The sequence below is a fragment of the Bradyrhizobium sp. LjRoot220 genome, assembly GCF_964252915.1.
Classification (GTDB): domain Bacteria; phylum Pseudomonadota; class Alphaproteobacteria; order Rhizobiales; family Xanthobacteraceae; genus Bradyrhizobium.
This window is the reverse complement of the sequence record NZ_CAXUPS020000002.1, coordinates 621,806-631,478: the sequence shown is the minus strand read 5'-3', so window position 1 is coordinate 631,478 and position 9,673 is coordinate 621,806. Positions and strand designations below refer to the sequence as shown.

The window sequence follows — 9,673 nt, the reverse complement described above, 5'->3', positions numbered from 1 at the left end:
TCAATCCCCGCTGTCGACGGACATGTCGAGTCCGCATTTTTCACAGGATGCGGGACGCCAGCCGCGCGACGGGTTGGCGCCGGGACCGGCGACGGGCTTGTGGTCGCAGATCGCAAACTTCATCGCGACCGCGCGATAAGCGCCGTCTTTCCACTCAACCCACGCCACGACGCCGGAGCCGTACAGGCCGCCGCCCTGCCCGTAATCGAGGAAGAACCGTGCGCTCCATTGCTTCTTGCCGTCAGGAAACAACGCGGTACCGCAGTGCATTTCGCGATAGTGCAAAATCGTCGCGCCTGCATCGATCACGACGCTCGTTGCGTTAGGGACGGGCTGCTTGCCGTCGAGGATCGGCTGGAGATCGTCCACCATCGAATAGCCGTTGCGCTTGTTGAGGGACGTTTCGTTCATCGCACCGCCTCCCGCTTGATCTGGTCTTTGATCCAGCCGCAGAGTTGCTGGCGCTGGTTTCTCATGGCTCCGTCCATCGACGAGCTGGCGGCGTGGACCTGATCGACCAGCCGGCCACAGGCGGCGATATCGCCCCCGAGCCGCGCGATGGTGATGGCCTTGAAGGTCTCGGCTTCGCCGGGTTGCGCCAGTTCAGCGAGTTCGGCGAACAGCCAGGTCGTGCGGACAAAGAACGCAGGCTGGTTCGGATTGACCTTGGCGCGGTCCTGTTCGTCGAGGACGGCGCGCGCGGTCGACATGAAGCGGCTGAGCTGCGACATCAAATCGTGCCTTTCTTCTCGAACGAACGAGCGATATCGCGCAGTTGTTGGCGTTCTTCCTTGGCCTGACATTCGATCGGCATAGGCTCCCGGTGCTTCCAGCCGTCCAGGCGCCAGCTCAACCGGCAACCTTCACAGCGAAGCTCGGCCATTCGCTTGAGCGACGAGACACGTTCACTGATTTCTGTCATCGGCCGCCCCACGACGGATCAGGATTATTGGCCTCGGCCTTCACGCGGGCCTCAACGCGCTTGAGCAGCGCGCCGAGCGCGACGTTCGCCACGCCGGCCGTGTCGGTGACGATGCCGAGACGGCGGAAGGTCGACCGCACGCGGCGGCAGACCTCGACAACGTCTTTCGGCGTCCCGCTGCACGCCGAGCAAAGCGGCGGCGAGCCGGGTTCAGTCTTGACCCACGAGCAACCTTCCTCGCAGGCGTTGAACTCGGTGCATTTGCAGACGCGGCAGGCGGGTTCGGTCATACGAACCTCCCCGGAGTCGTGGGGATGTGGCGGCGATCTCGCTGTGGCGGAAGCGTCGGCACCTCGCCAAACGTTTCCGGGTCACGGTTCTTCGGTCGCATCCATGAATTGACCGTTCGCATCGCCACGTCGTAGCCGATGCACCAGCCGATGACGCCGAGCGCGCCACCAAAGCCGACGCTGCCGAAAAAGAGGCCGACGAAGAACGGTTTTGGATTCGCGATAGCAGAGGCGTACAGATCGGCGATCATGACGCCCTCGCCGGATTGTTGTGGGTGTCGTGGGTGTGCTGGTTCAGCCCTGCCTCGGTGCGAAACAGCCGATGACACTTCCCGCACTCGAATGGCTTGCGCTGGCGCGCGATCTCGTGCCGCTCGCGATTGTGGCGAGCGTTCTTGTGTGCGTTACCCGTCAGCGTCCGCTTGAGCGCGGTCTGCAAGTTGATTGGGCCGCACCGCCGGCAACGGCGTGGGTGGCCTGGTGAAGTGGCACCGTCGACCATGTCGTCGAAGAGTTCGCCGCACCCCTCGCAGAGAATGCCTTCCAGCATCATTTCAGCGATCTCGCCCATCACTCGGCCCTCGCCGCAATCAGCGTTTCGGAATCGCTCTCGCGTCCACGTCGCTGGACCTGGCTCTCGTCCATCCCGGCGCCGTCGAAGTTGCGTTCACGGCAATAGCCGAAGCCCTCACAGGCGACGGGCGAGCGGCAGGTTTTCTTGATGCAGGCGAAGCCCGGTGCCATCACGCGGTCTCCCGCGTCTGGTCGAGGATCGCCTGATACGCGCGGCGCTGGGCGGCGTGCCCGATTGCGCCGTATTCAGCGGCGGCTGTCCGGTAGTCCAAATTGCCACGCAACGTGACCGGCGCGCAGGCCATGCGGGCACGCAGCATTTCGCGGCGTGTGGCCTCGGTGGCGGTGAACGGCAGTTCGCGGGGCAGTTGCGACCAGACGATTTGGTGGCGCTGCGCCCCCGCCTCCAACCACGTTTCGCGGATGACGCGACGAGCGATGGAACGCTGCCAGTAGCGCTTGGGAGCCCCGGTGTAGCGGTTGATGAAATCGAGCTTGAGATCGTACCGGGCCTTGGCGGCGGCCTTGATGGCCGGGATATCGAAGCTGAGGTCGGACCGGACGAAGGCGGTCAGGTTGGTCGGGAAAACCGGCGCGGCGGCGCTTTTTTTGAAATGAACCAGCATCGAACCCTCCAAGGCGATGCATGGAAGGTAATGCGGTTATTGAACCGCGTCAACTCTTTTTGCGGTTATTGAACCGCTTATTTTTGCCGGGGTCGCGCGCGTACGTTTCCCAAGATAGACCTATCCCAGAGAGGCGGTTTCTATAACCGCCTCGTTCCTGTGATAGAGAGTAGTTATTCTATATGGAGCAAATGGCGTGCCAGAGGGCCGCTTGAGGCGGCCCCAGGCAGGCATTTTGTCTCCGGAACAGGAAAAATAACCTCACTCCGAAAGACGGTCGGGCGACGGTTTTGGGGTCGGGTGGGCGACCAGCGACGCCGACAATCGGCGAATTCACTCCGAGGTGATTCGGGTCGGAACCAGGGCCTTGCGGTTAGTGGTAGTTGCCAAGAATCTCGCTTCGCAATTGATCAAGCTGCAGAAGGCGAGGATCGCGCGCGAGATGCGGGCACGATTTCAGGATGTCCTCATTGCCTGCGGCCTTGGCTTCGTCGGCAAGAATTGCCTTGGCGGCGGCATCGGCGGCCGACATCTCAGCGTTCGTGATGCCGATCCGCCTGGATTCCTGCATCGCGTATCTCATCGCCGAATCCGACAGCGTCCTGAAGTAGTGTTCGCTGCGAAGGCGACAAATGCCGGCGCGGTATGCCATGTCGAGCGCGCGCTGCACCGGCATCATGATCTTGCGGTACTCAAGGGCCTTCTCAGAACAACAGCTCGCGTCGCCCTGCGCGTTCGCCGCCGCGATCGGCAATGCCAGTAGCAGCGGCACAGCGAAAAGTGCCTTCATCGCGGCCTCATATCGGTCACGCGCGATGCCCACTCGACCTCCGCTTGCTTGATCGGCGGCTCGATGTTCGCATTCGACAGCAGCGTGAAGCTGCCGTCGGGCTCGTGCTTGATGATCTTCACCAGGATCCGATCGTCGGCGAGACCAACGACGCAAAGCCGGCCGTACAGATCCTCGGTGACCGGCGATCGGATGTCGCGATAAAAAACCAGCCAGCTCTTGAACGCATCGCCGAGACTACCGCCGCGGACCTCGACTGCGACCGTCTGGTCGGTGGCGCCAGGCGGCGGTTCTACGTACTCGAACTGATCGTCGGAGAAGCGATAGTAGACCGCCTCCCCGCTGGCGCCGACATAGCCAGCGACGCGAACGGTTTTCTTTGCGTCGTCGTGGTCGCGCAGGATGTCACCGCTCTCGAGGTGGCCCGGCTCATAGATGAATTCCGGCCCCTCTTCCTTCAAAAGCCATTGGGTGGTGGTGCCAAGGCCGATCGCCAGCTTCTCGAGCGTGTCGGTGCGCACGCCAATCTGCCGACCGCTGTCGAGTTGCCGGCGCAACGTCCTGATTCCGTCAGCCGACAAGCCGGACTTCAACGCGGCTGCGCGATCGCTGAGCTTCTTCTTGCCCGGAGGCGCAAGCGCCTTTAGTCGCCGATCGATGCGCGAAATGATTGTTTTCTTGGGACCTTTTGCCATGCGGTATTCTAACCGCGACACCTCAGTGGCGGTTAGCGGTTCAGCAACCGCATTTTGAGATTGACTTATGCGGTTATTGAACCGCATATTCCCCAACATGAAACTCACCCAGCAATTGATCCTCGTTGCCGATGCCTATTGTCGGGCAACCGAGCTTTCCCCCTCGCGGGTATCCACGTTGATCTTCAACGACGGCAAGCGGCTCGATGCCATCAGGGAGGGCGGTGACCTCTACACCGGCCGCCTCGAGCATGCCCTGGCTTGGTTTTCCGAGCGCTGGCCCGCAGAGGCCGAGGGCCAGAGCAGCTGGCCGGTCGAGGTGCCCCGCCCCGCTGTACCAGCGAGGGCCGAACCATGACGGTGATGCGATCACGTTCCATGTCGGGAACATTGTCGGCCGGCCCCGCAAAAGCAAATTCGGTGGCTGCAGCACCTTTCACCAAAAAGGAAGAATCCTTCCTCCTTTTCCAGCGCCTGATGAAAGTTATCAGCGACTTATGGCCGAAGAAGACGGCCGCGCACGTCGCCCATTTCACAGGTGTCAGCGAGCGGTCCGTCAGGTTCTGGCTCGCGCTGTCCACGCGGATGTCGGTTGAGCACGCTGCAGCGTTGCTGCGCACCGACGAGGGATACCAGATCCTCGAAGCCGTGATGGGCGACAGCCAGGCCGAATGGTGGCTGGACACCAAGGTCGCCGCTGAACTGCGGGCCTCCCGCAAGGCAATGCGCGCGGAAGCGCGAAGAACCACCCGGCTCAAGGAGCTACGGACCCAGCGCGAACTTTACGAAGACCAGTAAGCACCACGAGTCGTCGCCGCGCGTTCGCGGTTTCGGGTACCGGGCAGTCCCGATGTTGAAGCGGTTTTTTGCACAGGCTTGCGGCTGGATTGCGGATCGTCACACCGCATGCGCGGCGCTTTGGAACGACCTCGGCGAGCTGGTGCTCACCGGCAGGACGCTCGCTGAAATTCGAAAAGAGAGGCAGGGGGGAAACTGATGACCGATGTTTGGACCGTCGCTCGCATAGCGATCCTGAGAACAAGGTGGGCGGCTGGCGAGACCGCGGCCGCCATTGCCAACGAGCTGGCGTGTGGCGTCTCGAGGTCCGCGGTATTGGGCAAAGTGATGCGGCTCAAGCTGCCGCCGCGCGAAAATGGCAACCACCCCACGAAACGCCAGTTTGCGATTGCCGAGCAACCGTCGCCCAAGCCGAAGCCCGGCAAGATCGCGTCGTTGTCGCAGACACCGCAAAGCTCCGGGCGCCGCAACCAGACCAACAGCCTCGCCGAGAAGCTGGCGATCGCCGAGGCCGAGCCCGGCCTGCCCGAAAAGCTCAAGGGCGAAAAGCCTGACGGCACCGGCATCAAGTTCGCCGCTCTCAACGCAAACAATTGCCATTGGCCAAAGGGCGATCCACTCGACGAAGACTTCGAGTTCTGCGGCGCCGTGGCAATACCTGGCATGCCGTATTGCGCAGGGCACTGCCGGCTCTCCTACACGCCCGCGGTGTCACGGCGCAGCGCAGAGCAGCTTAACTCCCGCCTCAACCGCGCGAGGCCCAACGATTTCTACCAGCGTTAGTCACCACCACCGAAGGAGCCCATCATGGGACGGAAGAAGAAAGACGGTGCAGCATCAGCGGCGCCGAAGCAGACACTGGAAGGCCTGAGCGACGACCAGCGATATTCGCTCGTCGAACAACACAAGCAAAAATATGCGCGGCTGATCACTGCGCAGAAGGCGGCGAACAAAGCCGTCCAGGATCACGGCAAGATAATCAAGGCAGACCTCGGCGCCGACGGCATGGCCGAGATCAAGGCTCTGATCGAAGGTGCCTCGACCGACGGCGAGGCCACGATCAAGGCGCGCATCGAGCGGGACATTCGTGTCCTCAAATGGTTGCAGGTGCCCATCGGCACGATGGAAGATCTCTTTCCATCGAACGACCGCACGCCGTTGACGGAGCGGGCCTTCAACGAAGGCAAGCGCCAGGGCCTCGCCGGCGAGAGCTGCAACAACCCTCACCACCACACCACCGAAGCCCATCGCTTCCACAACGACGGTTGGGCCGAGGGTCAGAAGACCAAGGCAACGAAGGGTTTCTCGAAGCTTGAACCCGGAGACGCCGCCGACGTTCAAGCGAGCGCTGCCCTCGGCTCATCTCGTCCCACGTTCGAAGTCGCGCACTGAGGCCAGCATGTCTCACATTACCGGGTCGATCTTCACTCTCGATCTTGGCGTTGCCTCGGGCTTCGCCAAAGGTCGGCCCGGTGATGCGCCTGTATCCGGCACGGTGTGGCTGAAGAAGCCAAAGGAAAGCATCGACGTGGCGTACGCGAACCTGATCGCGTTCCTGGCCGACGTGTTCACGCGAGATCGTCCGGACCTCGTCGTAAAGGAAAAAATGTTGCCGTTGCAGGCGTTCATGGCGATGGGCAACGCCGAAAGCACCGTACGCGCCCATGCCGGTTATCACGCGATCGTCGAGGGGCTTTGTGGCCGGTTCGGCATCCCGTGGGACGAAGTGGCGGACTCCACCGCCCGCAAGCACTTTATCGGCATAGGCCGCACTGGCGATCGCGACGAGACCAAAGCCATGGTCGTCGCGCGCTGTCACGCGCTCAAGATCATGCCGGCGGACTGCGACGACGACAACCGGGCTGACGCGCTCGCGATACATGATTGGGCCTGCGCGAATTTCGGCAGCCGCAGCATGTCCATCCAGAATTTTCAGTTGTTCGTACAGGGGGAGCAACGCCGTGGCTGAGATCGCACAACCGCCTACGATTGCCGAGATGGCGGTCGCGTTGTCGCTGGCGCATTCGAAGCTGCAGCTCGATCTCGCTCAGACCGAGGTGATCGCCCGTCGTATCGGCCTGTCGAAGATGGGGCTGGACCTCGTCATCGAAGGCCTGCAGCGCGACGTCGCTTGCGTCGAGCACGCGCTGGAAATGTTGAAGCAGATGGTCGAGATCGAGCCGCAGGTTCGCGCGCTGATCGCGCGCAAGAAAACCGGCCGCTGGTCGCTCGCATCATTGACCAAGGTAGCAGTCCTATGACCGAACTCCTTCGCATATCAGGAGCGTCGTTCCGCGAGCGCCTGGCCGGCCGCCCGCTCTCCGACATCGACAAGTCCGAAAAGCCCAAGCTCTACTGGATCGCGATCGCATCGTTGCGTGTCGACAGCCGTTACCAGCGCAAGATCATCGGCCGCGCCTCGGAAAAAAGCGTGCTGACCATCGCCGAACAGTTCTCCTGGTCGAAGTTTGCCCCGGTGGTCGTTGCCGAAAGCGAGGACGAGGACGGCATCTATGCCGTGATCGACGGTCAGCACCGTACGACGGCGGCAGCACTCCGCGGCATCAAGGACGTGCCGTGCCTGATCCTCAAAGCGGGCCTCGCCGACCAGGCTAATGCCTTCGCCGCAATCAACGGCACGGTAACGGCGATCTCCACGATGCAACTTTACGCCGCCCGCGTAGCCGCCGGAGATCCTGCCGCCGTCGCGCTGCACGCCGCCTGTGTTGAAGCTGGCGTATCTATCTGCCGATATCCGGTGCCGGCATCTATGATGAAGGTCGGCGAGACGCTGGCGGCCGCAAAGCTGGCGCAGCAGCTCGCCCGCTACGGCCGCGAAACCCTCGTCAATGCACTGATGTGCATCACCAAGACCGGGGACGGCAATGTCGGCATGGTGCGGGCGCCCGTCGTCGAGGCCCTTTGTGCGGTTCTGGACGGCGAGCCGGAATGGGGCAGCGCCGGCGAAGCCCTCATCGATGCCATGCAGTCGTTTGATTTTCATCAGGCCTATTCTGACGCCCGGCTGCGCGCCTCGCAGGAGCGAGTCGGCGTGCAGGTTCCGCTGGTTGAGATCATCAGTACCCACCTTGAGAAGGCATTGGCGGCGGCGTGACGATCAGGCGTACCAAGGAAGGAGCGCTAACCGAGCGCGTGGCGATCGCGCTACTCGGCAAGCCATCGGGCATGGACCCGGAAAAGGGACAGGTGCGATTCGGCGACATCGCCGTCAATGTCGCGACCGGCCGGTACTTCGACTATGAGGATGAGACTGGCGGCACGCACGTCGACCTGATCCGCCGCTTCAAGAACCTGCAGAACGGCCAAGCCGAAATATGGCTGCAGGAGAACATCACCGAGGCCGCGACACCGCCCCTGCCCCGCGAATACGACTGCGAGCGAGCGCTGATCGGCATGCTGGCGATGCAGCCGGAGCTGCGCGCCGCGATCGAGGAAGAAGCCACCGTCGACCACTTCGCCGAACCGATCCATAAGCAGTGGTTCGAAGCAATAATGTCGGCCGAGGTCGAGAGCGGAAAAACCGTTTCGATGAAGACTTTGATGGATGCCGCCGGCGGCGACCATCTGATGCCGGTGTTTGAGGGCTACACCATGGGCCGGTATGTCGCCACGGTTTTGGCCGATGCACCGATGGCGCCGGACGCCGCGCACCTGGCCCGAACATTGGCGACGCAGATCCGCAGCCTCGCCAACCGAGAGGGCGACGTCGAAGACGAGTTCGATCATGATCCGGAGCCGGAGCCGTTCATATCGCTGTTCGGTGGCATCGCCTTCGAGCAGCTCGACGAGCCGGGCCCGGAGCATGCACACGTCATCGACGGCCTGATCACCGTCGGCGACAAAAGCGTGTTGGGCGGTGCCTCGCAGTCCGGCAAGTCGTTTCTCGCCATCCACATGGCAATGTGCATCGCCACCGCGATGTCGTTCTTCGGCCGAAAGATCCTCACCCCCGGCCTCGTCATCTATCAGGCCGGCGAAGGTGGCCGCGGCATCAAGAAGCGTTTCCGCGCGTGGCGCCAGCACTTCGGTATTCCGAAGGACAAGCGGGTACCGGTCTACATCCTGCAGTCGAAGGTCGATATCCACAGCCACGAGGGAGATACCGCCAAGCTGATCGCGGAGATCCAGGGAATCGAGCGCGTCTACGGGATGCCGGTGGTGGCGCTGTTCATCGACACCTTGCAGAAGGCGCAAGGCATGGCCGATGAGAATTCCGGCCGCGACATGGGCACCGTGATGGCGAACGTCGACCGGATCGCCGATGCCGTGCCAGGCTGTCACGTCTGCCTCGTCCACCACATGAACGCCGGTGGCACGAAGCTCCGCGGTCATACCTCGGTCTATGCCGGCGTCGACCAGGTCATCCTCGTCAGTAAAGACCCCGAGACCAAGCTGCGCACCGCGGTCCTCGACAAGCAGAAGGACGAGGAAGACGGCGCCAAGATACTGTTCGAGTTGATGCAGGTCGAAGTCGGTCACCGCCCGGTCGACGGCAAGCCGATCACGTCATGCGTCACCCTGCCGCTGGGCGGCCAGCTCGAGATGAAGGTCGCCGGCACCGCGAAGGACCGCACCGTCCAGCTGACGAACCAGCAAAAGAACATCCTGACCGCGCTGAAAGAGGCGCTCGCGCAGCACGGCGAACCGCCGCCGGCAAACCTCAAGCTGCCCCGATCGATCACAATCGTCGTTCTATACAAGCACTGGCGCGACGCCTACGCGGCGATCGCAGCCGACGACAACGCCGAGGCGATCAAGAAGGCCCTGACGAGGGCTGGAGACAAACTCTATGCCCTCAAGATCATCGGCAAGGTGAATCCCTATGTCTGGCTCACCGGCCGCGCGACCGTGGATGCGCCCTATCAATTCCCGGCAGGAAATCTGGACGCCGGCGCCACGGTACCAATGCAGGAAGAATTCCCGGAAAGATAATGTCCCCGATGTCCCCAACTACCGTA

General features: G+C 62.5%; 18 protein-coding genes. 8 read left to right on the top strand and 10 right to left on the bottom strand.

Annotation, left to right across the window (positions count from 1 at the left end; genetic code table 11):
- The 10 genes from ACSQ84_RS11540 to ACSQ84_RS11495 form a co-directional block, all read right to left on the bottom strand.
- On the bottom strand, positions 1-411 hold the full coding sequence (locus tag ACSQ84_RS11540) for a hypothetical protein (RefSeq protein WP_436211787.1): 411 nt from the start codon (positions 409-411) through the stop codon (positions 1-3).
- Positions 408-731, bottom strand: coding sequence for a hypothetical protein (locus ACSQ84_RS11535; protein WP_436211786.1), 324 nt, complete (start codon positions 729-731; stop codon positions 408-410). Before ACSQ84_RS11535 ends, ACSQ84_RS11540 begins: the two co-directional genes overlap by 4 nt.
- Positions 731-922 carry a hypothetical protein gene (locus ACSQ84_RS11530; RefSeq protein ID WP_436211785.1) on the bottom strand — a complete coding sequence of 64 codons (192 nt, stop codon included), beginning with the start codon at positions 920-922 and terminating at the stop codon, positions 731-733. Before ACSQ84_RS11530 ends, ACSQ84_RS11535 begins: the two co-directional genes overlap by 1 nt.
- Complete coding sequence (locus ACSQ84_RS11525; protein ID WP_436211784.1) at positions 919-1,212, bottom strand: hypothetical protein; 294 nt, start codon at positions 1,210-1,212, stop codon at positions 919-921. The genes ACSQ84_RS11530 and ACSQ84_RS11525 overlap by 4 nt, the downstream gene beginning before the upstream one ends.
- Positions 1,209-1,463, bottom strand: a complete 255-nt coding sequence (locus ACSQ84_RS11520; protein ID WP_436211783.1) for a hypothetical protein — start codon at positions 1,461-1,463, stop codon at positions 1,209-1,211. The genes ACSQ84_RS11525 and ACSQ84_RS11520 overlap by 4 nt, the downstream gene beginning before the upstream one ends.
- Positions 1,460-1,783, bottom strand: coding sequence for a hypothetical protein (locus tag ACSQ84_RS11515; protein ID WP_436211782.1), 324 nt, complete (start codon positions 1,781-1,783; stop codon positions 1,460-1,462). Before ACSQ84_RS11515 ends, ACSQ84_RS11520 begins: the two co-directional genes overlap by 4 nt.
- The gene (locus ACSQ84_RS11510; protein ID WP_436211781.1) at positions 1,783-1,956 is read right to left on the bottom strand and encodes a hypothetical protein; all 174 of its coding nucleotides are present in this window, start codon (positions 1,954-1,956) and stop codon (positions 1,783-1,785) included. Before ACSQ84_RS11510 ends, ACSQ84_RS11515 begins: the two co-directional genes overlap by 1 nt.
- A complete protein-coding gene (locus ACSQ84_RS11505; protein WP_436211780.1) occupies positions 1,956-2,411 on the bottom strand; it encodes a hypothetical protein in 456 nt (151 codons plus the stop codon). Before ACSQ84_RS11505 ends, ACSQ84_RS11510 begins: the two co-directional genes overlap by 1 nt.
- Positions 2,412-2,784: 373 nt before the next feature.
- Positions 2,785-3,165: a hypothetical protein gene (locus tag ACSQ84_RS11500; RefSeq protein WP_436211779.1), complete on the bottom strand. Its 381-nt coding sequence runs from the start codon at positions 3,163-3,165 to the stop codon at positions 2,785-2,787.
- Between the two features lie 32 nt (positions 3,166-3,197).
- Positions 3,198-3,896 (bottom strand): phage repressor protein, encoded by a 699-nt coding sequence (locus ACSQ84_RS11495; RefSeq protein ID WP_436211778.1) that lies wholly within the window; start codon positions 3,894-3,896, stop codon positions 3,198-3,200.
- Between the two features lie 97 nt (positions 3,897-3,993).
- Between ACSQ84_RS11495 and ACSQ84_RS11490 the strand changes: the two genes are divergently transcribed.
- The 8 genes from ACSQ84_RS11490 to ACSQ84_RS11455 all read left to right on the top strand — a co-directional run bounded on the left by ACSQ84_RS11490 (position 3,994) and on the right by ACSQ84_RS11455 (position 9,647).
- Positions 3,994-4,254 (top strand): hypothetical protein, encoded by a 261-nt coding sequence (locus ACSQ84_RS11490; protein ID WP_436211777.1) that lies wholly within the window; start codon positions 3,994-3,996, stop codon positions 4,252-4,254.
- Positions 4,251-4,694 (top strand): hypothetical protein, encoded by a 444-nt coding sequence (locus ACSQ84_RS11485; RefSeq protein WP_436211776.1) that lies wholly within the window; start codon positions 4,251-4,253, stop codon positions 4,692-4,694. The genes ACSQ84_RS11490 and ACSQ84_RS11485 overlap by 4 nt, the downstream gene beginning before the upstream one ends.
- A gap of 198 nt (positions 4,695-4,892) precedes the next feature.
- Positions 4,893-5,477 (top strand): GcrA family cell cycle regulator, encoded by a 585-nt coding sequence (locus ACSQ84_RS11480; protein ID WP_436211775.1) that lies wholly within the window; start codon positions 4,893-4,895, stop codon positions 5,475-5,477.
- A gap of 24 nt (positions 5,478-5,501) precedes the next feature.
- Complete coding sequence (locus tag ACSQ84_RS11475) at positions 5,502-6,086, top strand: hypothetical protein (RefSeq protein ID WP_436211774.1); 585 nt, start codon at positions 5,502-5,504, stop codon at positions 6,084-6,086.
- Complete coding sequence (locus ACSQ84_RS11470; protein ID WP_436211773.1) at positions 6,007-6,663, top strand: hypothetical protein; 657 nt, start codon at positions 6,007-6,009, stop codon at positions 6,661-6,663. Before ACSQ84_RS11475 ends, ACSQ84_RS11470 begins: the two co-directional genes overlap by 80 nt.
- Positions 6,656-6,955, top strand: a complete 300-nt coding sequence (locus ACSQ84_RS11465; RefSeq protein WP_436211772.1) for a hypothetical protein — start codon at positions 6,656-6,658, stop codon at positions 6,953-6,955. The genes ACSQ84_RS11470 and ACSQ84_RS11465 overlap by 8 nt, the downstream gene beginning before the upstream one ends.
- A complete protein-coding gene (locus ACSQ84_RS11460) occupies positions 6,952-7,809 on the top strand; it encodes a DUF6551 family protein (protein ID WP_436211771.1) in 858 nt (285 codons plus the stop codon). Before ACSQ84_RS11465 ends, ACSQ84_RS11460 begins: the two co-directional genes overlap by 4 nt.
- Entirely contained in the window at positions 7,806-9,647 is a 1,842-nt protein-coding gene (locus ACSQ84_RS11455) for an AAA family ATPase (RefSeq protein WP_436211770.1), read from the top strand. The genes ACSQ84_RS11460 and ACSQ84_RS11455 overlap by 4 nt, the downstream gene beginning before the upstream one ends.
- Positions 9,648-9,673: the final 26 nt, after the last annotated feature.